The organism is Proteus vulgaris, from assembly GCF_033708015.1.
Taxonomy (GTDB): Bacteria; Pseudomonadota; Gammaproteobacteria; order Enterobacterales; family Enterobacteriaceae; genus Proteus.
The window spans coordinates 2,249,080-2,274,452 of record NZ_CP137920.1 but is presented as its reverse complement, the minus strand read 5'-3'; the positions used below and the strand labels follow the sequence as shown (position 1 = coordinate 2,274,452).

General features: G+C 36.4%; 21 protein-coding genes. 18 read left to right on the top strand and 3 right to left on the bottom strand.

Annotation, left to right across the window (positions count from 1 at the left end):
• Positions 1 to 127 precede the first annotated feature (127 nt).
• The 12 genes from oppA (at position 128) to SB028_RS10770 (ending at position 13,207) form a co-directional block, all read left to right on the top strand.
• Positions 128 to 1,765 (top strand): oligopeptide ABC transporter substrate-binding protein OppA, encoded by a 1,638-nt coding sequence (oppA, locus tag SB028_RS10825; RefSeq protein ID WP_069368988.1) that lies wholly within the window; start codon positions 128 to 130, stop codon positions 1,763 to 1,765.
• Between the two features lie 78 nt (positions 1,766 to 1,843).
• Positions 1,844 to 2,764 (top strand): oligopeptide ABC transporter permease OppB, encoded by a 921-nt coding sequence (gene oppB / locus SB028_RS10820; RefSeq protein WP_069368989.1) that lies wholly within the window; start codon positions 1,844 to 1,846, stop codon positions 2,762 to 2,764.
• A gap of 18 nt (positions 2,765 to 2,782) precedes the next feature.
• Positions 2,783 to 3,691: an oligopeptide ABC transporter permease OppC gene (gene oppC, locus SB028_RS10815; RefSeq protein ID WP_069368990.1), complete on the top strand. Its 909-nt coding sequence runs from the start codon at positions 2,783 to 2,785 to the stop codon at positions 3,689 to 3,691.
• 10 nt (positions 3,692 to 3,701) lie between these two features.
• Complete coding sequence (locus SB028_RS10810; protein WP_069368991.1) at positions 3,702 to 4,688, top strand: ABC transporter ATP-binding protein; 987 nt, start codon at positions 3,702 to 3,704, stop codon at positions 4,686 to 4,688.
• Complete coding sequence (gene oppF, locus SB028_RS10805) at positions 4,685 to 5,692, top strand: murein tripeptide/oligopeptide ABC transporter ATP binding protein OppF (protein WP_128860328.1); 1,008 nt, start codon at positions 4,685 to 4,687, stop codon at positions 5,690 to 5,692. Before SB028_RS10810 ends, oppF begins: the two co-directional genes overlap by 4 nt.
• 810 nt (positions 5,693 to 6,502) lie before the next feature.
• Complete coding sequence (locus tag SB028_RS10800) at positions 6,503 to 6,838, top strand: helix-turn-helix domain-containing protein (protein WP_069368992.1); 336 nt, start codon at positions 6,503 to 6,505, stop codon at positions 6,836 to 6,838.
• A 270-nt stretch (positions 6,839 to 7,108) separates the two neighbouring features.
• Positions 7,109 to 7,669 carry a type 1 fimbrial major subunit FimA gene (fimA, locus tag SB028_RS10795; RefSeq protein WP_069368993.1) on the top strand — a complete coding sequence of 187 codons (561 nt, stop codon included), beginning with the start codon at positions 7,109 to 7,111 and terminating at the stop codon, positions 7,667 to 7,669.
• Positions 7,670 to 7,731: 62 nt separating this feature from the next.
• On the top strand, positions 7,732 to 8,274 hold the full coding sequence (locus SB028_RS10790) for a fimbrial protein (RefSeq protein WP_069368994.1): 543 nt from the start codon (positions 7,732 to 7,734) through the stop codon (positions 8,272 to 8,274).
• 24 nt (positions 8,275 to 8,298) lie between these two features.
• Positions 8,299 to 8,991: a fimbria/pilus periplasmic chaperone gene (locus SB028_RS10785; RefSeq protein ID WP_069368995.1), complete on the top strand. Its 693-nt coding sequence runs from the start codon at positions 8,299 to 8,301 to the stop codon at positions 8,989 to 8,991.
• Between the two features lie 33 nt (positions 8,992 to 9,024).
• Entirely contained in the window at positions 9,025 to 11,616 is a 2,592-nt protein-coding gene (locus tag SB028_RS10780) for a fimbrial biogenesis usher protein (RefSeq protein WP_069368996.1), read from the top strand.
• 19 nt (positions 11,617 to 11,635) lie between these two features.
• On the top strand, positions 11,636 to 12,631 hold the full coding sequence (locus SB028_RS10775; RefSeq protein WP_069369132.1) for a fimbrial protein: 996 nt from the start codon (positions 11,636 to 11,638) through the stop codon (positions 12,629 to 12,631).
• A gap of 18 nt (positions 12,632 to 12,649) precedes the next feature.
• On the top strand, positions 12,650 to 13,207 hold the full coding sequence (locus SB028_RS10770) for a fimbrial protein (RefSeq protein WP_069368997.1): 558 nt from the start codon (positions 12,650 to 12,652) through the stop codon (positions 13,205 to 13,207).
• Positions 13,208 to 13,270: 63 nt separating this feature from the next.
• On the opposite strand, the gene SB028_RS10765 is transcribed toward SB028_RS10770, so the two are convergent.
• Together SB028_RS10765 and SB028_RS10760 are read right to left on the bottom strand one after the other, a co-directional pair.
• A complete protein-coding gene (locus SB028_RS10765) occupies positions 13,271 to 14,428 on the bottom strand; it encodes a pyridoxal phosphate-dependent aminotransferase (RefSeq protein ID WP_069368998.1) in 1,158 nt (385 codons plus the stop codon).
• Between the two features lie 158 nt (positions 14,429 to 14,586).
• Positions 14,587 to 15,462, bottom strand: coding sequence for a LysR family transcriptional regulator (locus tag SB028_RS10760; protein WP_069368999.1), 876 nt, complete (start codon positions 15,460 to 15,462; stop codon positions 14,587 to 14,589).
• 204 nt (positions 15,463 to 15,666) lie between these two features.
• Between SB028_RS10760 and SB028_RS10755 the strand changes: the two genes are divergently transcribed.
• Positions 15,667 to 16,281, top strand: coding sequence for a LysE family translocator (locus tag SB028_RS10755; protein ID WP_069369000.1), 615 nt, complete (start codon positions 15,667 to 15,669; stop codon positions 16,279 to 16,281).
• A gap of 62 nt (positions 16,282 to 16,343) precedes the next feature.
• Here SB028_RS10755 and SB028_RS10750 read toward each other — a convergent pair whose 3' ends face one another.
• A complete protein-coding gene (locus SB028_RS10750; protein ID WP_069369001.1) occupies positions 16,344 to 18,386 on the bottom strand; it encodes a choline transporter in 2,043 nt (680 codons plus the stop codon).
• A 209-nt stretch (positions 18,387 to 18,595) separates the two neighbouring features.
• Between SB028_RS10750 and betI the strand changes: the two genes are divergently transcribed.
• From betI to SB028_RS10725, 5 genes are all read left to right on the top strand, one after another.
• Positions 18,596 to 19,198 (top strand): transcriptional regulator BetI, encoded by a 603-nt coding sequence (gene betI / locus SB028_RS10745; RefSeq protein WP_069369002.1) that lies wholly within the window; start codon positions 18,596 to 18,598, stop codon positions 19,196 to 19,198.
• 24 nt (positions 19,199 to 19,222) lie between these two features.
• Positions 19,223 to 20,698 carry a betaine-aldehyde dehydrogenase gene (gene betB / locus SB028_RS10740; protein ID WP_069369003.1) on the top strand — a complete coding sequence of 492 codons (1,476 nt, stop codon included), beginning with the start codon at positions 19,223 to 19,225 and terminating at the stop codon, positions 20,696 to 20,698.
• Between the two features lie 39 nt (positions 20,699 to 20,737).
• Positions 20,738 to 22,408, top strand: coding sequence for a choline dehydrogenase (gene betA, locus SB028_RS10735; RefSeq protein WP_069369004.1), 1,671 nt, complete (start codon positions 20,738 to 20,740; stop codon positions 22,406 to 22,408).
• A 375-nt stretch (positions 22,409 to 22,783) separates the two neighbouring features.
• Entirely contained in the window at positions 22,784 to 24,034 is a 1,251-nt protein-coding gene (codB, locus tag SB028_RS10730) for a cytosine permease (RefSeq protein WP_069369005.1), read from the top strand.
• Positions 24,024 to 25,301, top strand: a complete 1,278-nt coding sequence (locus SB028_RS10725) for a cytosine deaminase (RefSeq protein ID WP_069369006.1) — start codon at positions 24,024 to 24,026, stop codon at positions 25,299 to 25,301. The genes codB and SB028_RS10725 overlap by 11 nt, the downstream gene beginning before the upstream one ends.
• Positions 25,302 to 25,373 lie beyond the last annotated feature (72 nt).

Here is a 25,373-nt window from a genome sequence, read left to right as displayed (position 1 = left end):
AGCAAATAAGCAAGATTTATTTATTTTTTGTAAAAACAATAAGTTGTGTAAACCGTTCTAAAACACAACCGAACATCACAGAATGGTTGTCTAACAACCAACTCACTAACTGGGAGTACTTTATAAGATGAGTCATTTAACTAAAAAGAGTGCGTTGGCGATTGCAATAAGTGCAATCTTTGGATTGTCAGCGCTAACGGCTAACGCCGCAGTTGTTCCTGATGGGGTGAAATTAGCTGAAAAACAAGTCCTTGTACGTAATAATGGCTCTGAGCCACAATCGCTTGATCCTCATAAAATCGAAGGCGTACCTGAATCTGCATTAGCACGTGATCTCTTCGAAGGCGTTACGATTGTTGGACCAGATGGCGAAATTCTACCAGGCTCTGCAACTAGCTGGGAAAATAAAGATTTTACTGTTTGGACATTTAAAATTCGTGAAGGTGCTAAATGGTCAAATGGTGACCCCGTTACAGCACAAGATTTTGTTTATAGCTGGCAACGTTTAGCCGATCCTAATACGGCATCTCCTTATGAAAGCTATCTGCAATATGCACATATCGTGAATATCGACGATATTATCGCAGGTAAGAAAAAAGCCACAGACTTAGGTGTTAAGGCATTAGATAACAACACATTAGAAATTACTTTATCTGAAGCGGTGCCTTATTTACCAAAACTATTAGCTCACTCCTCCATGTCGCCAGTTAATCAAAAAGTGATTGAAAAATTTGGTGAAAAATGGACACAACCCGCTAATTTCGTCGGCAACGGCGCTTATAATTTAAAAGATTGGACAGTCAACGAACGTATTGTTTTAGAGCGTAGCCCGACATATTGGGATAATAAAAGTACTGTTATAGATAAAGTCACATTTTTACCTATTTCATCAGAAGTGACTGACGTAAACCGCTATCGTGCGGGTGAAATCGACATGACATATAGCAATTTACCGATCGAACTTTTCCAAAAACTGAAAAAAGAGATCCCAGATGAATTGCGTATAAGCCCATACTTATGTACATATTATTATGAAATTAATAATGAAAAAGCCCCATTTAACGATCCTCGTGTTCGTGAAGCGCTGAAACTATCAATGGACAGAGATATCATCACTTATAAAGTGAAAAACCAAGGTGATATCCCAGCCTATGGCTTTACCCCACCATTCACAGATGGAATTAAAGAGAGCAAACCAGAGTGGTTTGCGACTTGGACTCAAGAGCAACGTAATGAAAAAGCACGTCAATTGTTAGAAGAGGCGGGCTACAACAAAGCAAACCCACTGAAATTTAAACTTCTGTACAATACTTCTGATCTTCATAAAAAAGTGGCAATTGCCGCTTCTTCAATTTGGAAGAAAAATTTAGGTGCAGAGGTGTCTCTTGAAAACCAAGAGTGGAAAACGTTCTTAGATACACGTCACCAAGGAACTTATGATGTTGCACGTGCGGGCTGGTGTGCAGATTATAACGAACCTTCTTCATTCCTAAACATGATGCTGTCTTACAGCAGTAACAACACGGTTCACTATAAAAACACAGAATTTGACGCATTGATCAAAGAATCTTTACGTGTGAAATCTGATGACGAACGTGCCGCCATTTATCAAAAAGCTGAAGGCGTATTAGATAAAGATTCGGCGATTGTTCCGCTTTACTACTATGTAAACACCCGTTTAGTTAAACCTTATGTGGGTGGTTATTCAGGTAAAGATCCATTAGATAATTTACATACTAAAGACTTGTACATTATTGCTAAGTAATCGGGCGAGACCTTGTCTGCTTAAGACAAGGTCTTTTTATCGTCACGCCTGAATAGGTTTGTGTTATAGGAACGGGCAATGCTCAAATTTATATTTCGTCGCTTTTTAGAAGCGATACCGACTCTATTTATTCTAATAACGATTTCGTTTTTTATGATGCGTTTGGCACCCGGTAGCCCTTTTACAGGGGAAAGAAAACTTCCACCGGAAGTTATGGCAAATATTGAAGCGAAATATCACTTAAATGATCCCATTTATAAGCAATACTTCGATTATTTAATTCAATTGTCGAAAGGGGATTTGGGGCCTTCTTTTAAATATAAAGACTACAGTGTAAACACCTTAGTCGGTAAAGCATTCCCTGTTTCGGCTAAATTAGGGTTGTCGGCATTTATTTTCGCTGTCATTTTAGGTGTGGGGGCAGGCGTGATAGCCGCACTGAATCAAAACACCAAATGGGATTATACCGTCATGACTTTTGCCATGACGGGGGTTGTAATACCGAGTTTCGTTGTCGCACCATTACTGGTTCTTATTTTCGCTATCTCGCTAAGGTGGTTGCCGGCGGGGGGCTGGAATGGGGGAGCAGTGCAATATATGTTGCTACCTATGATTGCGTTATCGCTTTCTTATATTGCCAGTATCTCGCGTATTACCCGTAGTTCAATGATTGAAGTTTTACACTCAAACTTTATCAGAACGGCAAAAGCGAAAGGCTTGCCGATGAAAAGAATTGTACTGCGTCATGCTTTAAAACCTGCGTTGCTACCTGTTATCTCTTATATGGGGCCTGCATTCGTCGGTATTATTACGGGCTCTATGGTGATTGAAACTATCTTTGGATTACCGGGTATCGGACAATTATTCGTGAATGGTGCTTTAAACCGAGATTACTCATTGGTATTAAGTTTAACCATTATCGTAGGTGCATTAACGATTTTCTTTAATGCGATTGTCGATATTTTATATGCCGTTATTGATCCGAAAATTCGTTATTAATAGACACTGGAGCACGTTATGTTATCACTGAAAGAAAACAGCGAAGCTCTGGGGAATTTCTCGGAGCAGCTAGATATTGAAGGTCGTAGTTTATGGCAAGATGCTCGTCGTCGTTTTATGCACAATAAAGCGGCCATCACGAGCCTTGTATTGCTTTTCTTCATTATATTATTTGTTATTTTTGCCCCTATGTTATCGCCTTTTGTTTATGACGATACTGATTGGGAAATGATGTCAATGGCACCTGATTTTGCCTCTTCTCACTATTTTGGCACGGACTCATCAGGTCGTGACTTATTAGTCCGTGTTGCGATTGGTGGACGTATTTCATTAATGGTGGGTATTGCAGCAGCCTTTGTTGCCGTAATTGTTGGTACGCTGTATGGCGCAATGGCAGGTTATATTGGTGGACGTGTTGACTCTGTGATGATGCGTTTACTGGAAATCTTAAACTCATTCCCATTTATGTTCTTTGTTATCTTATTAGTGACCTTCTTTGGTCAAAATATCTTACTGATCTTTGTTGCGATCGGAATGGTATCTTGGCTCGATATGGCTCGTATAGTAAGAGGACAAACCTTAAGCCTAAAACGCAAGGAATTTATTGAAGCTGCGTTAGTTTGTGGGGTGTCATCACGCAATATCGTGTTAAGACATATCGTCCCTAACGTACTGGGTGTGGTGGTGGTTTATGCCTCTTTATTAGTCCCTAGTATGATTTTATTTGAATCCTTCTTAAGCTTCTTAGGGTTAGGAACACAAGAGCCATTAAGTAGTTGGGGAGCACTATTAAGCGATGGTGCAAATTCAATGGAAGTTTCTCCTTGGTTGTTACTTTTCCCGGCTTCGTTCTTAGTTGTCACACTGTTTTGCTTTAACTTTATCGGTGACGGCTTACGTGACGCATTAGACCCGAAAGATCGTTAAGGAGAACAAAATGACAAATTCAACAAGCAAGTCGTTATTAAGTGTTAAAGATCTCTGTGTGACTTTTGGTACACCAGATGGTGATGTTACTGCCGTTAATAAACTCAACTTTGAATTAGCCGCTGGTGAAACCCTAGGGATCGTCGGTGAATCGGGTTCAGGTAAATCCCAAACCGCATTCGCATTAATGGGCTTATTAGCGAAAAATGGTCGCACAGCGGGTAGTGCAAACTTTAATGGTCGCGAGATCTTAAATCTGCGCCAAAGTGAATTAAATAAAATGCGTGCTGAAGAAATATCCATGATATTTCAAGATCCAATGACCTCATTAAACCCGTATATGAAAGTCGGTGCGCAGCTTATTGAAGTATTAATGTTACATAAAGGCATGAGTAAAAACGATGCTTATGCAGAATCAGTACGTATGTTAGATGCGGTAAAAATGCCAGAAGCCCATAAACGTATGAGTATGTATCCTCATGAGTTTTCAGGAGGCATGCGTCAACGCGTAATGATTGCTATGGCATTGCTCTGTAAGCCAAAACTTTTAATTGCTGATGAACCGACAACGGCACTTGATGTGACGGTTCAAGCTCAGATCATGACCTTACTCAATGAGCTTAAGAGTGACTTAAACACCGCGATTATTATGATCACCCATGACTTGGGGGTTGTTGCGGGTATCTGTGATAAAGTCTTGGTGATGTACGCAGGTCGTACCATGGAGTACGGTAAAGCGCGTGATATCTTCTATCAACCCTCACATCCATACTCTATTGGATTGTTACAGGCTGTTCCTCGCTTAGATGGTGAAGATGAACGACTCGCCACCATTCCAGGAAATCCGCCTAATTTATTGCGTTTACCAAAAGGCTGCCCATTCCAACCACGTTGCCAGTATGCAACAGAGCAATGCTTAACGAGTGAACCTCAATTAGCGCAATTTGCACAAGGGCGATTACGTGCCTGTTTTAAAGCGGTGGAGGAATTGGTATGACTCAAGCCACATTACAAGAGAGAAAAGTTATTTTAGAAGTAAATGATTTAAAAGTTTACTTTGATGTTCAAGATAATAAACAGTGGTTCTGGCAACCTAAAAAAAGTCTTAAAGCCGTTGATGGTGTCACATTACGTTTATATGAAGGTGAAACATTAGGGGTGGTTGGTGAATCGGGTTGTGGTAAATCGACATTTGCGCGAGCCATTATTGGATTAGTCAAAGCCTCTGGCGGTACAGTCACTTGGTTAGGCAATGATTTACTGGGAATGGGTAATAAGCAATGGCGCGATATTCGCCAAGATATCCAAATGATTTTCCAAGATCCGCTGGCCTCCTTAAACCCAAGAATGACGATTGGCGATATTATTGCTGAACCGCTTAAAACCTATCACCCTAAAATGAAACAGGCGCAGGTGGTTGAAAAAGTCAAAGCAATGATGATGCGAGTCGGATTATTGCCAAATTTAATCAACCGTTATCCTCATGAATTTTCAGGTGGACAATGTCAGCGTATTGGTATTGCGCGTGCGTTAATTTTAGAACCAAAATTAGTAATTTGTGATGAACCTGTTTCAGCATTAGACGTATCAATTCAGGCTCAAGTGGTTAACTTGCTGAAAGATATTCAAAAAGAGATGGGATTATCTTTGATCTTTATTGCGCATGACCTGGCAGTGGTAAAACATATTTCAGATCGTGTCTTGGTGATGTATTTAGGGCATGCAGTGGAGTTAGGAACCTATGATGAAGTTTATCATCATCCACTTCATCCTTATACTAAAGCGTTGATGTCAGCAGTACCTATTCCTGATCCCGATAAAGAGCGTAATAAGCACATTGATTTATTAGAGGGAGAATTACCTTCACCGATTAATCCACCATCAGGTTGTATATTCCGTACACGTTGTCCGATGGCAGATGAAGAATGTGCCAAAACACGACCTTTATTAGAAGGGAGCTTCCGCCATGCGGTCTCTTGCTTAAAAGTGGATCCGCTTTAAATTTTAATGAAAATTTATTAATGAATAAAAAAGTCTGAAATTATTCAGACTTTTTTTTTACCTAAAAGATTGTCGTCAATTCTATGTTGTCTAATAGGTAAAAGATATTTTATTAAATTGTCTTGCTTTAATATTTATCGTATTTTTATTCAAGAAAATTTAAACACATTGTTTTATTATTAATATTTTAATTATCAACCTATTAGAGTGTTTATTTTTAATATCAACGATATTTGCTCTTTTTAGGGACCCCTACATATTGAAAAGAATACAGTTTTTAATGTGTTAGATGTAACTTAAATGAAATTTAAGTTTTTTTAATTGTAATAAAAAATTAATAAACATAAAGATTGATTTTTATCAATAAATTCCATATTGGATGGCTTTTTTTCTTTTATTTATAAGGTTAATTAATGATTTATCTTTTTTTAATTTAATTTGCGAGGGTAAAAAAGTGTTTTTTTATCTTTGTCTTTATCTTTTTCTTTGCTGTTGTATTCAACGGAATATTAAAATCCTAAAAAACACCTCTCAATATTAAATGATAAGTATTAACCCTCCCCATTTTAACAGAATAATATCTTTTATTTTCTTAAATAATAATTATTTTTTAGAGTTTATCCCTGTACAAAAAAGACAGTATAACTAAAGTGCGTCATTAACTTCCTGATATAAGGTAATTGCGTATATTTACTTACACTTATTTAGTGTTTTATTATGCGTATTTTAATTGGTTAGAAAAATTTGAATGTTTGATTTTATTAATCTCATAACGTAAATTAAATACAAATACATTTGAGGAAAGCGATTTTGGAAATAAATGATTTCTCATTGAATTTTAAATATATTTCAGAAAGAAAGATATTTTGTCATTCGATAGGATATGAACTCTCTCTTTTACGACAACGCAATTTAATGACGGGGGCTGAACTAGGAAAAATATTAAATATTTCTCAACAACAGATATCTCGTTATGAACGAGGTATAAATAAAATACCTGTTGATATGTTATTTTATATATTAAACATATTTGATATTTCAATTAGTGATTTTTTTGAACGAGTTAGAAATAGAGTAATAACATTAAAATATAAGATAAAATATGATTCTGATAATAACATTCCTTTTTTCAAAAATGTTATTTAATAAACTTTAATCTATTAATTTATTTATGTGGATATACCAATATTACACTGTTTAATATGAATTTAAATTGAATTCTATTTATGTGATATCGACATATCTATTGAACCATTTTTTCGTGCCGTTTATTTTAAATATTTATATCTAAAATTTAAATTTAGATATTATTGTCCATTCTTAATATTATATTTTTAATATAGCCTTATTATTTTGAGTCTATTTTGAAGTGAAGATGTTGTTTGTATTTACCTGAAATATAAAAAGGAAAAGTCAATGCTTAAAAGAAAAATGCTAGTTAAAACCGTATTTGCTGTATCAGTTTTATCACTGAGTAGTATTGCTTCGGCGGCTACTGTTGTTAATGGTGGTAAAATTAATTTTACGGGTCAAATAGTGAATGCAGCATGTGCTGTTAGCGCAAAATCAATGAATCAAACAATCAATATTGGTCAATATCGAACCGCTCAATTTGATAGTGTCGGAAAAACTGTTGGAAATACGGATTTTTCGATTGATTTAGAAGAGTGTGATACGACGGTTGCAAAAAATGCCTCTGCATCGTTTTCAGGCGTTAGCGATTCAAATGACAAAACAGTATTAGCAGTCAGTAATATCACAACGGGTGGTGCAGGCGCAGCTACTGGCGTGGGTATTGAGATCGCCGATCATACCGGTAAGGTTTTATCACCAGATGGTTCTGTATTCTCTACGGCTAAGCAACTAATTGACGGTGCTAACACGTTGAATTTTGTTGCTCGCTATAAATCAACATTAGATACAGTAACACCGGGTCAGGCTGATGCCAATGTGACTTTCAGAATGCAATATGAATAAGTCTAATTAGTTTATTGAGAAGTATGGCCTGATAAAGGTCATACTTCTATATCGAGGCAAATATGAAATATAGTTTAATATATTCTATTGCGCTGTTTTTTTCTATTTCATTTACAACATATTCGATGGAACGGAATAAAGTATTTTTAAATGATGGTATTGTTTATTTTAGGGGCGGGATTGTTGAACCAGCATGTACAGTATCTCCAGAAAGTGAAAATCAGGTTGTAGATTTAGGTGTTATTAGCAGTAATCAATTTAATGGTGTAGGAAGCCATTCAATAAAAATTCCTTTTTTTATTAAGCTAATGAACTGCAATAAAAATATGGCTGATAAAGTGAGTGTATACATTTTAGGTGATGTGGATAATAAAGATAAACGTTTATTTAATATTACAGAAAAACAAAACTCAGCTTTAGGCGTTGGTGTCGCATTATTTAACGCTAAAGATGAAATAATAATTCCAAACAATATTAATAAATATAAGTTTATTGAAGAGAATGAATTAAAGCTAGAATTTAAAGCAAGCTATTTAGCAACAAGAAAAACGGTTATTGGCGGTAAGGCTGATAGTGTTGTTTGGTTTGTTTTTAATTATCATTAATTAAACCTATTACTCGAGGTTCATATGTATTTAATGTATAGAAATTATATTTTTTTATTTTTTCTCTTCTGTTTTTCTTCATTTTCTTATGCTGGGGGAGTGGCATTGGCTGCAACTCGTATAATATATCCAATGGATGCTAAACAAACATCAATTACTATTAATAATACAGATAAAAAACTACGGTTTTTAGTTCAATCATGGATTGATGATAACAACGATAAAAAAACAGATGAATTTATTGTAACGCCGCCCCTTTTTGTGAGTAAACCTGAAAGTGAAAATAAATTAAGAATAATATATGCAGGAAAAGTTTTACCTACTGATAGAGAAAGCTTATTTTGGTTGAATACAAAAGCAATACCTGAAATAGAAAGAGAAGATATTAAAGATAAAAACATATTACAATTAGCCGTTTTATCTAGAATAAAAATATTTATTAGACCTCAAGGGTTGGAATTTAAAACGGAAGATATTCCTAATAGCCTAGAATTTATATATTCACAGGGTGGGATAGTAATAAATAATCCAACGCCATATTATGCGACTTTAATTAATATAAAACTGGGAGATGAAAGGTTAAATAGTACTATGGTCCCACCCAAAGGGTCTATAGAAATAAAAATTAATAATCCTAGCTATAATCAAATATCTTATCAAACTATTAATGATTATGGTGCTAGCACGCCGACAATAATAAAAAAGGTTGGTAAATAATACTGCAAGATTAATTAATGATAAGGTTTTATTATGCTAAAATCTAAAACTATAATTTTTAATCTCCATCTCATTTTAGGTACTTTTTATTCGGGCATTAGCCATGCAGATAGTTTTTTTAATCCTAATTTGATATCGAGTGTTGATAGTGAAGTTGCAGATTTATCACGCTTTGATAAAGGTGAAGGTCAGCCTGAAGGAATGTATTCAGTAGAGATTTATGTCAATAATGAATATATTGAAACTAAAAACATTTCCTTTTATGAAGATAATAAATCATCTGATGGCACAGGATTATTACCTTGTTTGAATAGTCAAACATTAAACAATCTAGGCGTGAGTCTAAATGAAAATAGCAAGAGTATTAATAGTGAAAGTTGTATTAATATTTTAGATGAAATTGAAAAATCAAGTATTAGATTTGATTTTGAAAGTCAAAAATTATTTTTAAGTATTCCACAAGTAATGTTTAAAAATAATATTCGTGGCTATATTCCTCCAGAAAAATGGGATAACGGTATTAATGCATTTTTATTAAATTACAATTTTACAGGAAGAAATAGTAAAAACTATAAAGATAATATTAATAATAATAACTACTTTTTAAATATAAACCCGGGTATTAATGTGGGGTCATGGCGTTTACGTAATGAAAGCACATGGACGTACGCTAGCGGTGAAAGTGATCAGAATAAGTGGCGTAATATAAGAACATATGTACAAAAACCTATAATTCCATTAAAAGCAGAACTGACAGTAGGTGATTCATTTTCTAGTGGTACCATTTTTGACAGCCTTGGTTTTAGAGGTGCTAAGCTAGAATCTGATGATAACATGCTACCAGATAGTATGAGAGGTTTCGCTCCTACAATTAAAGGGATTGCAAATAGCAATGCGATCGTTACTGTTAGACAAAATGGTTTTGTTATCTATCAAATTTCAGTTCCTCCCGGTGCATTCGAAATAAAAGATCTCTATGCAACATCAAGCAGTGGAAATTTAGATGTCGTAATTAAAGAGAATAATGGAGAAATAACTCAATTTGTTGTGCCTTATTCTAATGTGCCTATTTTGCAACGTGAAGGACGTCTTAAATATGAATTTATTGGTGGGGAATTTAGAAGTGGGTCTGATTTTCAAGATAAACCAAATTTTGGGCAATTAAGTTTAATTTATGGTTTGCCTCATAATTTAACGCTCTATGGAGGAAGTCAGTTTTCGAATAACTATCAAGCTTATGCTATTGGTCTTGGTGGCAATTTGGGAAATTTAGGCGCGATATCAGCTGACGTCATTCAAGCAAATAGTATTTTACCCAATGATGAACATAAAAAAGGACAGTCATTCCGTCTACTCTATGCAAAGTCAATTAATAGTACTGGGACTAATTTCCAAATTATGGGATATCGATATTCTACACAAGGATATTATACGTTAAATGAAGTGAGTTACAAAAGGATGGAAGGGCGTGAAATTATCACTCCTGATGGAATAATACGAGATAATGAAAATCTATCTAACTATTATAATTTAAATTATTCTAAAAAAGGACGTTTTCAAGTTAATATTAATCAGCAAGTGACAGATAACAGTTCTTTATATCTATTAGGCTCTTATCAAAATTATTGGCGCACCTCGGAAACGGAACAACTATGGCAAATTGGTTATAATGGAAATATAAAACAAATTAATTACAGCTTGAATTTTTCTAAATCTAAATCGCCTGGTATGAGCGGAGATAATAAAAATATTGCCTTTAACATTTCTATACCTATCAATGATCTTTTTAATCAAAATAGAGTTAATGATTTAAATTCTAGCCAAAATAGTATGTATGCCGTTTATTCTATGAATAGAAGTAATGACAATATGTGGGTACAGCAGGCGGGATTAACAGGGACATTACTTGAAGATAATAATTTAAATTATAATATCCAACAAGGATATGCACATAATGGCGGCGGATATTCAGGTATGGTTTATGCTAATTATAAAGGGAAATATGCGAATATAGGAAGTGGATATAATTATAATAATGATTGGCATGAATTAAATTATAATTTAAATGGTGGAGTGGTTGCACATTCTGGTGGAATAACGTTAAGTCAACCTTTAGGTGATACAAATATTCTTATTAAAGCAAATGATGCTAATAATATTAGAGTAGAGAATGCTAATGGTATATTAACTAACAGTAAAGGATATGCTGTTTTACCTTATGCCTCTATTTATAAGAATAATCGTGTTTCTTTAGATATTAATTCATTAGGTGAGAATGTTGAATTAGAAAATGCAATTATGAATGTTATTCCTACTAAAGGAGCCTTAGTACAGGCTGATTTTAAAACAAATATCGGTTATCGAGCGATAGTCAATTTAAAGAAACAAAATGGTGCGATTATTCCATTTGGTGCAATGGTTGTCGATGAAGAACGTTCTGTGAGTGGGATCGTTGGTGATAACGGTAATGTTTTTATTTCTGGATTAGCACCGATAGGGAAATTAAAAGCCAAATGGGGAAGACAGGAAGATCAACAATGTGCATTTAATTATGAAATTAACGATAAATTATCTAAAGAGAAAGGGATTTATTTTATTTCTTCTACGTGTCAATCAGATAAATAGCAACTGAATGGGTTTTATTATGATGAGAATATTATTATTTACAATAATAGCCATTGCTTCAAATAGTGCTATTGCTGTTAGCTGTATCAGTGGTTGTAATGCTAATGAAATTTCAACACTAAGTGGACAGTTAACAAAAAATGAAAATAAGGTAGGGATCACTAAAGATGCTTCTGATATTAGTTTAACAAATCGAACCACATTACGCTGGAATGCAGGTCAAGGACAAACTTGGGCAACATATTCTAATGGCAATATTCCTACTGCAAATACGAGTAATAATGATTGGGTATACTCAAGAATAGATGATTACATTTCAGTGGCTTTAAGGATGACAAATAATTGTAGAACAATTTATGTACCTTATAATGTGCCTACTTTAAGTTCTACTTGTGGCCCGCGTTCTTATAAAGAAGGTGAAGAAGGGGTTGTATCCACACGAAAATATCAGACCCGAATAAAAATTGATAAAGCGATTATTTCTGGTACTTATGTAAAAAATATTTTTGTTGGTGAATTTGGGTTTTGCCAACCCCAAAATTGCGCCACAAAACAAGCTGTGATCACTCAGTTATTTTTAAATCTTTCGATATCTGTACCACAATCTTGTGTTATTAATTCAGGTCAAGTGTTAAATATTGATTTTGATAATATTCCTGCATCAAGTTTTAAAGAAGCGGGGAAAAAAGCCGAAGGTGTAAATACAATTTCCCGTAACTTAAGTATTCAATGTGACAATATAGATGCCAGTGCCGATTTAACGATGCGCTTACAAGCCGATTCTGTGCAGGGTAATGCAATAGTGTCTACTAATAAAAGTGTTGGATTTATTATTGCGAACGCGAATGGTGCGGAATTAACCCCTAATGATTTATCCAGTTTCATTCCTTTTAAACTAAATGGGAATTCTGACTCTAATGTTACCATCAATGTGTATCCTGTCAGCATTGATGGTAAAACACCGACAGAAGGGGCTGTGACATCGAGTGGTTTTCTAAGAGTCGATTTCCCTTAATTTATATAGGCTCATATCATGAATGAATTATTTTATAGTAACAAGATAATACGCTCTTTATTATGGTTACTCTTTTTAGTGGTCGGGTGTTTAATATTTCTCGTTCAAAGCGCAAAAGCTGAATTGGCAAATACCAATATTGTTATAAAAGCAAATATTGTTGCAAACACATGTAGAGTAAGCCCTGAATCCATGAATAAATTTGTAGATTTGGGAGTATGGGGAACGAAAGATCTTAAGCAAAACAAAACAACAGAACCGATAAAATTTACGCTTAATTTAACGGATTGTGGTGTATTTACAACGGGAGTGAAAGTGACCTTTAAAGGGGATACTGATAGTCAAGATAATACACTATTTAAATTGTCAGAAAATGATTCTGCAAAAAATATTGGAATTGCAATTTTAGATAAAAATAAAGATAGGGTATTACCAGGGAAAAGTAGCATTATTTATCCCGTAGGAACCATCAATAATATTGCGCTTGATTTTTATGCACAATATGCAGCGACGGGTTCGGCTGTTGTGAGTGGTAGTGCAAATGGCGAAGTTTTGTTTTCTTTAGAATATCTTTAAATGATAAAGGGAACATTTTAGTTCCCTTTATGCATAACCCATTATAAATTAATTGGAATAAAGTTAAATCCAACCTTTAGCCCTAAAGGTTTTTAATGTAGCTACAAAATAACGCATCTCTTCTGGGGTCCCTAACGTTAAACGACTCCAACCAAAAGCAGGCGGGAATTCACGACCTACCATAATATTCGCGTCTTTCATTCTATTTTGATAGGTTTTTACATCGCCTTTCACTTTATGAAATATAAAGTTTGCATGAGAAGGGGCGTATTCAATATTCAGCTCTTTTAAGACATCAACCACCATTTGACGTGAAACATCAATTGATTTACGGCTATATTCCACATAGGCTTTATCTTTTAGCGAAGCTAATGCAGCTACCGCACCTGCAGTATTGGTATTATCAATGGAAACAAACACATCAACATCGGTAATAATTTCAGGTGCGGCAACACCATAACCAACACGTAGCCCAGCTAGCGCATAAATTTTAGAGAAAGTACGCGCAACAATCAGATTTTTATAACCTGCTTCAACTAATGCAATAGCACTGGTAAATTCGGGCGTTGAAACAAACTCAGCGTAAGCCTCATCAATAATAAAAAAGACATTCTCTTTTGCTGATTTCACCCAATTCGATAATTCGGCGCTCGGGGTTAACATTGCGGTTGGGTTATTTGGATTACACAAATACACCATACTAATACCATCAAACTCTTGCGCTTTTTTCTGCATGGTTGCTAAATCAAATGCCAGTGTTTTATCAACAGGGACTTTAACGATCTTTACACCTAAAGGTTCAGCATAAAGTTCGGCATAGTTAAATGTCGGGTCAGGCACAATAAGTTGAACCGCTTTACCTTCTTTTTGACCTTTATTGGCGACATATTGAACTGCTGCTTGAATTGTCTCAGATGAGCCATTTCCCAAGGTAATGTGTTTATCAGAAAGTTTAAATTCCTTTCCTAATTCGCTAATTAATTCGCTACGCGCATCATCTGGATATCTAAATGCATTGGGTAAAGCAGCGATAATCGCTTTCTGGGCGTTGGGCGACATACCTAATGAATTTTCATTGAAATTAAGCAGTAACGGATTTTCTGCATTAACTGCCAATTTACTTTTCAGTACTTCATTTGCATAAGCTGAACTCACAAAAGAACTTAATGATAATCCGCTAATAACAAGGCTGGATGATGTTAAAAATGACCGACGATTCATGTTATGTTTCCCAAGTAAATTATTCTATGTTTTATTAGTTTTTATAGATTACTAAAAAAAAGACAGAAGTAAATAAATATGATGAATAAATAATTATTTATTCATCTTGATTTTATGGGAGTAAACAGATAATCAAGTATTTTGAGATGAAAAGAGGCTTATCTCGATGAGTCTTTAATTGCGATTGCACATTTCTCTGCTTCAGCAATGATCCAGTTTTTAAACTTATCTTGCTTAGAATTAGGCATGATTTCACGTGGTGAGAGCAAGTAATAGCTTGAACTATCTTTAACGAATCCATGTGTGGCGATAAGCTGTTGATCTTTTAGTTCATCTTGTACCATAAGAAAAGAGGCAATTGTTGTACCTAATCCAGCAAGCGCTGCCTGAATAGCAAGGTAAAAATGTTCATATTGACTGGTATGAGAATAAGTAGATTGTATACCCGAATATTGATACCAATCTTGCCAAGCTTGAGGACGCGATAACGTTGTTAATTGATGATTTGCATGATGGATATTATTAGGCTTTATTACAACGCCAATTCTTTCATTACAGACCTTTGTTGCATAAATATTCTTATGCCATAGGAAGTCATTTCGTCGAAATGCTAAATCGACACCTTCTTTATTGAAATCAATAGCGCCACCAGCCGCCACTAAATGCAGCGTTATTTCAGGATATAAAGCGTAAAAATAAGATAAACGAGGAATAAGCCATTTCATCGCAATAGTCGGCTCACATGAAACCACTAACACGGGGCTATTTAAAGGGGAACGTAGATGTGAAACGGTTTCTTCAAGTTGTTCAAAGATGGAAGAGGTTGTTTTATATAAATATCGTCCCGCTTCATTTAAATAAACCGCCCGATTACGTCGCTCAAATAAAGGAATGCCTAATTCATCTTCTAATAATCGTATTTGTCGACTCACCGCACTGTGAGTGACATGAAGTTGTTCTGCCGCACTGACAAAACTGCCTGTTTCTGCTGCACTATTAAAAAAACGCAATGATGTTAAAGAGGGCATTTTCATAGGAGTTGACCATAAATTAAGTCATAAAAATAGACGATGAAAAATCACAGATATATTGCAAGATAAATCGCTTTTTATTTTTAGTCAAATTAGCAAAATAGAGTGGTTCCTAGTGAGATAAAGAGTTTTTTATTAAAGTAAAAACTTATTTTATGTCACTTTTTATGACTTATTATTGATTCAAAAGTGAGAGTGAGAAAAACAATGAGTGAGCTAATTGCGGTGGCGATGATCACTATATTGGCAGTAATTAGTCCTGGGCCTGATTTTGCTATGGTGACAAAAAACAGTTATTCCTATGGTGTGAAGGTTGGACTTATTACCGCAATGGGGATTGCGATTGGAGTACAAGTCCATGTCTTTTACACCGTATTTGGTATCTCTTTTATTATTATGGGGTCACCAATGCTCTTTTTTATTATGAAATTATTAGGTGTTGGGTATTTAATTTACTTAGGTTTTAAGTCATTAACCAATAACGCACAATTGACGATTGAAAATGCATTAAATTCAGCCCCTAGTGTATTTCAGGCATTACGTGTTGGTTTTTTTACTAATGCTTTAAATCCTAAAACAATGTTATTTGTGATTGCGCTTTATACTCAAGTGGCTAACTTAAGTAATCCTCTTTGGCTAAATCTCTCTTATGGTATGTTTATCTCGATGGTGCATTGGATTTGGTTTAGCTGTGTTGCACTCTTTTTTTCCACGCCACTTCTACGAGCTAAAATACTTTCTCATCAGAAAATTGCGGATAAGATTATTGGTGTATTATTAATTCTCTTAGGTGTTGGATTGTTGTTTATTTCAGTAAATTAAAAAATTAATTTAATAAAAAGGAGATCAATAAGTGATCTCCTTTTGTTATTTTTAGTGCCTATTTAATTTGATTCTGGGAACGTTAATGTCGTGCCGGGTGCTTCACGACTAAGGTGAATAAAATTCAGGTGTTTTTCATATTGATCTAAAATATCTGTAATAACCTGCTCTTTGGTGTAATCCATTAAGTCATTCCCTTGTGTGCCTTCCCATAAATACGTTTCTAAACGGTAATAATCTGATTTACCTCGACGAGCACGATAGGTAAATGCGGGCACTGAGTATTTCTGGGGCCAAATTTGATAAATAAAATTCTGTTCTTGGTCAAGATCGACGACAAGTTCTAAATGGTGTAAGCGTTCATTATCTTCAATGGGGTAATAATTGAATTCGACTTTAGCCCCTCGCAATAAAAGCTCTTTAGCTACATCTTGCATGGCTGGCATACAGGTTAAATCTAACATGCGTTGTGTATAGGTTGTTCCTGGGAAATTCATAACCCGTCCTAAACGCTGTTTCCAATTCATCGTGGTATTACCATAAAGTGGAGCGGGTGCATTGGTATTGAGTGAACTAACACGTCGAAAGTCTTCGACTTTTAATGATTTATAAAGTCCTGCCATTATAAAGAAAATAACAAAACTAAAAGGTAATCCCATTATTATTGTTGTGTTTTGTAAGGCTGAAATACCATCAGCCATTAACATACCCAATGTTAACAATCCAATAGCAATAGACCAGAAAATACGAAGCCAGTTAGGTGCATCGTTATTAACATGACTTAATTGAGAGGTAAAATTACCTAATACTAATGAGCCGGAGTCGGCAGAGGTGACATAAAATAGTAGTCCTGTAATGGTGGCAACAGAAGCGGTTAAACCAAAACCGGGATAGAGTTCTAATAATGAATAGAATCCTTTTTCGGGGGCTTCTAAAACAGTTAGTGCCAGTTCTTTATTGCCATGGATCACTTCATATAAAGCACTATTACCAAAAATGGATAACCATAGCAGGGTAAAAACAAAAGGAATAATTAAAGTACCGATAACAAACTGTCGAATGGTTCGTCCTCTTGAGATCCGTGCTAAAAATAGACCAACAAAAGGTGACCATGCAACCCACCAAGCCCAGAAAAAGAGTGTCCAGCTATTCATCCAATCGGTTGGTTTATCAAATGCAAAGCTATTTAATGTCATACCTAAAAAGCGACTAGTATAATCACCAACATTTAATACCAGCGCATTTAATAAAAACTCAGTATCACCCGCAAATAAGATAAATAAAATCAGCCCCAGTGCGAGTAATACATTGAGTTCAGATAAAATCCTAATTCCCTTGTTAACACCTGATGTTGCCGAAATCACGGCCATAATAACCGATAATAGAATTAATCCACCTTGAACACCTAGCCCTTGGGGCAAGTCAAAAAGAACCTTTAAGCCATAATTAAGTTGTACAACACCAATACCTAGCGTCGTGGCGATACCAAAAATAGTGCCTAATACTGCGGCAATATCAACAGTATGACCAATTGGACCATAAATACGATTCCCAAAAATAGGATAAAGTGCAGAACGTATGGTTAACGGCAAATTATAACGATAGCTAAAATAACCTAGCGCAATACCAATAAGTGCATACATAGACCAGCCCGTCAGGCCATAGTGGAATAAAGTCCACACCATCGACTGACGGGCTGCTTCTATTGTTTCACCTTCGCCAGTTGGCGGTAGCATATATTGTGTAATTGGCTCTGCGACTGAGAAAAACATCAAATCAATCCCAATACCCGCTGCAAATAACATTGCAGACCAACTTAAAACACTAAATTCAGGTTTTGATTGTTCGGGCCCTAATTTGATATTTCCAAAACGAGAAGTGGCGACAAAAATAACAAAAACAATGTATAACGTTGCGGCTAATAAATAGTACCAACCGAAGGTTTTTGATACCCATCCCAGTGTGGCCACAATCCAAGTATTTGCGGTTTCTGTCATCAAAATAGTGAAAAAAGAAAACGCTAAAATTAGCGTTGCTGAAGCGAAAAAAACAACAGAATTTAGCTTATCTTTCTGTGGTTTTTTTGTGCTGTTAAGAGTTGTCATCAGAAATTCCAAAAATTTATTTATCTAAAAGTTAAAAGTTGCATTCTTTGTTAACTAATTGAATTAGTTGCAAAGATTCAAATTTTCACAATATCCTCCTAAATCAAATTGTAAATTAATTGTGATAAACAATAGTTAATATTGATTGAATGTTCAATTAAAAAAACGTTTAATAACCGTGTTCAATGTATTTTTTAGGTCTTTAAAACATGCCGAAGATAGGAATGCAGTCGATACGTAAACAGCAATTAATCCAAGCGACGTTAGCCGTCATTAATGAGGTTGGAATGCAAGAGGCGAGCATCGCGTTGATAGCTCGAAAAGCCGGTGTTTCTAACGGCATTATTAGTCACTATTTTCGTGATAAAAATGGATTATTAGAAGCCGCTATGCGCCATATTCAGTACCAATTAGGTTTTGCAGTGGCGATACGCTTAAGAATGTTAAGTGATGCAACACCAAAGCGACGCATTCAAGCCATTGTTGAAGGTAACTTTGATACGACTCAAACCAGTGAAGCAGCAATGAAAACATGGCTAGCATTCTGGGCAAGTAGTATGCATCAGCCTAATTTGAATCGTCTACAAAAGGTCAATGATAAAAGGCTTTATTCCAACTTAAGTTACGAGTTTGGGCGTGTTCTTACGAAAGATCAAGCACGTTTGGCAGCAAAAGGGTTAGCTGCATTAATTGATGGTTTATGGCTACGAAGTGCACTAAGTAATGTGCCGTTCTCTCTTGATGAAGCCAAAATCATTACCAATGAATATATCGATATGCAACTGAAAAATCGGAGTCAAATAAAGACTTAAAAAAGTAATAATAAAGGAGAAAATATGCCAAACCCACCGTTACATAAACTCTATATTCATGGTGGATATGTCGATTGTGCAGAGCCGGAATGTGAACAATTTAATGCGATCAATCCCGCTAATGGCGAAGTCATTGCTCATTTACAATCGGCAAGTGAAGAAGATATCAATTGGGCTGTCGAGAGTGCAAAGCAAGGGCAACAAATTTGGAGTGCAATGACTGCGATAGAACGAGCTCGAATTTTGAGACGTGCTGTTGATATTTTACGTGAACGTAATGATGAATTGGCTCATTTAGAAACCTTAGATACGGGTAAACCGCTATCTGAAACACGTTATGTCGATATAGTGACAGGCGCTGATGTATTAGAATATTACGCAGGTCTTATTCCCGCACTTGAAGGAACACAAATCCCACTTAGGAAAACTGCTTTTGCTTATACTCGTCGTGAGCCTTTGGGGGTCGTTGCGGGTATTGGTGCTTGGAATTATCCTATTCAAATCGCATTGTGGAAATCTGCACCTGCACTTGCCGCAGGCAATGCCATGATCTTCAAACCGAGTGAAATGACCTCACTTACCGCCTTAAAACTGGCTGAAATATACACAGAGGCGGGATTGCCGAAAGGGGTTTTTAATGTTGTTACTGGAAAAGCCAATGTGGGGCAATGGTTAACACAACATCCTGACATTGCAAAAGTTTCTTTTACTGGGGGAATTGAAACTGGCAAGAAAGTGATGGCAAATGCTTCTGCATCAAGTTTAAAAGAAGTGACAATGGAACTTGGTGGAAAATCGCCTTTAATTATTTTTGATGATGCCGATTTAGATACTGCTGCGGATATTGCAATGATGGCTAACTTTTATAGTTCAGGTCAAGTTTGCACTAACGGAACGCGCGTATTTGTACCCGAAACGTTAAAAAAAGCATTTGAAGCCAAAATCACTGAACGTGTCTCTCGCATTCGAATCGGCTCTCCTCTTGAAATGGACATCAATTTTGGTCCTTTGGTCAGCTTTTCACATCTTGAGAAAGTCTTGAATTATATTGAGTTAGGTAAATCTCAAGGGGCGAGATTACTTTGTGGTGGCCATCGTTTATTAGACGGTGATTTTGCACAAGGTGCTTATGTTGCGCCAACTGTTTTTACTGATTGCACAGATGATATGCAAATTACGCAAGACGAAATATTTGGTCCAGTAATGAGTATTCTGAGTTATCAAACGGAAGATGAAGTGATCTTACGCGCAAATAATAGCGTTTATGGTTTAGCGGCGGGTCTTGTTACCAAAGATCTTACAACCGCTCACCGTGTTATTCACCAATTGGACGCTGGGATTTGTTGGATTAACACATGGGGTGAGTCGCCAGCAGAAATGCCCGTTGGTGGTTATAAACATTCTGGTGTCGGGCGTGAAAACGGGCTGGTCACATTACAGAATTATACGCAAATAAAATCTATTCAAATTGAACTTGGGGAGTTCTCATCCGTTTTTTAATCCATTCTTTTTTTAATGACTGAAACAGAGGAGATAACAATGGTCTATGACTACATTATTATCGGTGCTGGTTCAGCCGGTAACGTTCTTGCAACCCGCTTGACAGAAGATCCTGAAGTTACTGTGCTGCTCCTTGAAGCTGGAGGTCCGGACTACAGGTTCGATTTTCGTACACAAATGCCAGCGGCATTAGCTTACCCGTTACAAGGCAGGCGATATAACTGGGCTTATGAAACAGAGCCTGAACCACATATGAATAACCGACGCATGGAATGCGGTCGAGGTAAAGGGCTAGGTGGCTCATCACTGATTAACGGTATGTGTTATATCCGTGGTAATGCGATGGATTTTGATGGATGGGCAACATTACCCGGTCTTGAAGAGTGGGATTATTTAAGCTGTTTGCCTTATTTTCGTAAAGCGGAAACGCGAGATATTGGTGCTAATGATTACCATGGTAATAAAGGGCCTGTTAGTGTAACAACACCCAAACAAGGCAATAATGTTCTCTTTCATGCGATGGTGGAGGCGGGTGTACAAGCGGGATATCCTAAAACCGACGATCTTAACGGCTATCAGCAAGAAGGTTTTGGCCCTATGGATAGAACGGTGACGCCTAAAGGCCGCCGAGCAAGTACCGCGAGAGGTTATCTTGATCAAGCAAAAGCACGAAAAAACTTAACGATTAAGACTCACGCTACAACAGATATTATTGAATTTGAAGGTAAAAAAGCCATTGGTGTTCGCTATTTTTTAGGGGAAAATACCACACCTATTCATGCCAAAGCTAATCGAGAAATATTACTTTGCGCAGGTGCAATTGCTTCTCCTCAAATTTTACAACGTTCTGGTGTTGGATCTGAGGCAGTATTAAATGAATTTAATATTTCACCGGTTCATGTATTACCCGGGGTTGGGGAAAATCTTCAAGATCATTTAGAAATGTATTTGCAGTATGAATGTAAACAACCCGTTTCACTTTATCCTGCTTTAAAATGGTATAATCAGCCGAAGATTGGTGCACAATGGCTATTCCAAGGAACAGGGATCGGGGCAAGTAATCAATTTGAAGCAGGCGGTTTTATTCGCTCGAGTGAAAAATTTGCATGGCCCAATATTCAATTCCATTTTCTGCCGGTTGCGATTAATTATAATGGAACCAACGCCGTAGAGATCCATGGATTCCAAGCACATGTGGGATCCATGCGTTCCCCTAGCCGAGGACGTGTAAGATTAGCCTCTACGGATCCTCATCAACATCCTCGAATTTTGTTTAATTACATGTCAACAGAACAGGACTGGGAAGAATTTCGAGCCGCAATTCGGATCACGCGAGAAATTATGGCCCAACCAGCGTTAGATGCTTATCGCGGGGAAGAAATTAGTCCGGGTAAACATATCCAAAGTGATGAAGAGCTTGATACTTTTATTAGAGAACGAGCAGAAACGGCATTTCATCCTTGTGGTACGTGTAAAATGGGAACAGATGACATGGCTGTTGTTGATAGTGAAGGGCGAGTGCATGGCATCGAAAACATAAGGGTTATTGATGCGTCAATTATGCCTTTAATCATCACGGGCAATTTGAATGCGACAACCATTATGATGGCAGAAAAGATAGCGGATAAGATCAGAGGAATTAAACCGTTACCTAAAAGTCAAGCGAAATACTATGTTGCAGGGAGTGCTCCTGTAAAAAGACTCGCTTAAGTGAGTGATCCACAATAGGTAAAAGAGGGATAGAAATCCCTCTTTTTTGTTTTTATCAATATTTCTTTTTATGGTTCCTCTAAGTTTATATAAAAAATATTTATGTAAGTAGAGGTTTTTGGGAAAAGGAATATGATTAATTCCTATTATAAATATTTCTAAATAAAATGACTTTATAAAAGTCATTCAAAATAATGAGATAAATTCAACAAAGACAACGATTTTTCTCCTGTTTTTGTGATGAATATCAACTCTCTGTCAATGACACTTTCCATTAATTATCGTAAACAGACAACGAAAACGTTTGCATATTATTTTTATGTAGATAGAATTCGTCAGATTTTTTTGGCCTGGTGAAATTAATAGGGGGTTAAAGTGTCTCAGGACAACAATTACAGTCAGGGCCCTGTGCCCATATCCGCAAGAAAGGGTGGATTGGCGTTAACCTTTGTGATGTTGGGATTAACGTTTTTTTCAGCCAGTATGTGGACTGGCGGCGCTCTTGGTACTGGTCTTTCCTTTAATGATTTCTTCCTCGCAGTTCTAATTGGTAATCTTCTTCTTGGTATCTACACCGCATTTCTTGGTTTTATTGGTTCAAAAACAGGTCTTACTACTCATCTCCTCGCGCGTTACTCTTTCGGTATTAAAGGTTCTTGGCTCCCTTCATTTTTACTCGGTGGTACTCAGGTCGGTTGGTTTGGTGTGGGAGTGGCAATGTTTGCCATACCAGTAGGAAAAGCCACGGGTATTGATATTAATCTCCTTATCGCCGTTTCTGGCATTTTAATGACCATCACTGTTTTCTTCGGTATTTCCGCGCTCACTGTCCTCTCTATCATTGCTGTTCCTGCCATTGCTATCCTTGGAAGTTACTCGGTTTATCTTGCTATACATGATATGGGAGGGCTTTCAACGTTAATGGCGGTTAAACCTGCTCAGCCATTAGATTTTAATTTAGCGCTGGCAATGGTCGTTGGATCGTTTATTAGTGCGGGAACGCTTACCGCTGACTTTGTCCGCTTTGGACGAAACCCGAAAGTTGCCGTGATTGTCGCCATTATTGCCTTCTTCTTAGGAAATACATTGATGTTTGTCTTTGGTGCCGCGGGGGCCGCATCATTAGGAATGGCTGATATTTCGGATGTGATGATAGCGCAAGGATTATTACTTCCGGCTATCGTGGTGCTGGGTTTAAATATCTGGACAACGAATGACAACGCGTTATATGCATCAGGATTAGGTTTTGCCAATATCACGGGCTTATCAAGTAAAAAGCTTTCAGTGATAAATGGCATTGTTGGTACACTGTGTGCATTATGGCTCTATAATAACTTTGTCGGTTGGTTAACCTTTTTATCTGCAGCCATTCCGCCCGTAGGTGGGGTTATTATTGCAGATTATCTGATGAATAAAGCGCGTTATAACACTTTCAATGTTGATAAAATGCAATCAGTTAATTGGGTTGCGTTACTCGCTGTTGCCATTGGCATTATGGCAGGGCACTGGTTACCAGGTATCGTACCTGTTAATGCCGTATTAGGTGGTGCAATTAGTTATGCTGTATTAAATCCAATATTAAATCGTCGTGCAGCTCGACAAGCGGAGATAAGTCATGCTGGGTAAGAATATCGAACAAATTAATCATGCACGTCTAGTTAAAAAAGAAGGTTTATGGCGTATTACGCTTAAAAACAACAAAATTGAAGCGATAGAGCCACAACCTGAATATGATTTTCATCCTGAAGCATTAGATGCGCAAGGTGGTTTAGTTCACGCTCCTTTTATTGAACCTCATATTCATTTAGATACCACACAAACAGCAGGGCAACCGAATTGGAATCAATCGGGAACGTTATTTGAAGGTATTGAGCGTTGGGCTGAAAGAAAAGCACTGTTAACTCATGATGATGTTAAACAACGCGCATGGCAAACACTTCAATGGCAAATTGCTAATGGTATTCAACATGTTAGAACTCATGTTGACGTTTCGGATGCATCACTCACAGCATTAAAAGCCATGCTGGAAGTGAAAGAAGAAATTAAACCTTGGGTTGATTTACAAATCGTTGCTTTTCCACAAGAAGGTATTTTGTCTTACCCTAATGGTGAAGCATTATTAGAAGAAGCATTAAAATTAGGTGCGGATGTTGTAGGCGCTATTCCACATTTTGAATTTACGCGTGAATATGGTGTTGAGTCACTCCATAAAACCTTTGCATTAGCACAAAAATATGATCGCTTAATTGATGTTCATTGTGATGAAATTGATGATGAGCAATCGCGTTTTGTTGAAACTGTTGCCGCTTTAGCACATAAAGAAAATATGGGCTCAAGAGTGACAGCAAGCCATACAACTGCAATGCACTCTTATAATGGCGCTTATACTTCGCGTTTATTCCGTTTATTAAGAATGTCGGGTATTAACTTTGTGGCGAATCCTTTAGTTAATATTCATCTTCAAGGTCGTTTTGATACTTATCCAAAGCGTCGAGGGATCACTCGCGTAAAAGAGATGTTAGAAAATAATATTAACGTCTGTTTTGGTCATGATGATGTTTTTGATCCTTGGTATCCATTAGGCACAGCAAATATGCTCCAAGTTTTACATATGGGGCTACATGTTTGCCAATTAATGGGCTATGGTCAAATTGATAATGGATTAGAGTTAATTAGTCATAACAGTGCTAAAACATTAGCACTCACTGATTACGGTGTGGAAGTAGGAAAAAGTGCAAATATGATTATTTTGCCTGCAGATAATGGATTTGACGCTTTACGTCGCCAAGTACCGGTGCGTTATTCTCTTCGCCAAGGTAAAGTGATTGCACAGACAGAACCCGCAAAAGCTGAGATTATGTTAGATAAGCCAACAGCGATTAATTATAAATAATCTGACCGGTTTTATTTTTAAATGGCGAATAAGTCTAATAATGGCTTATTCGTTATTTTTTTATTAGTAATT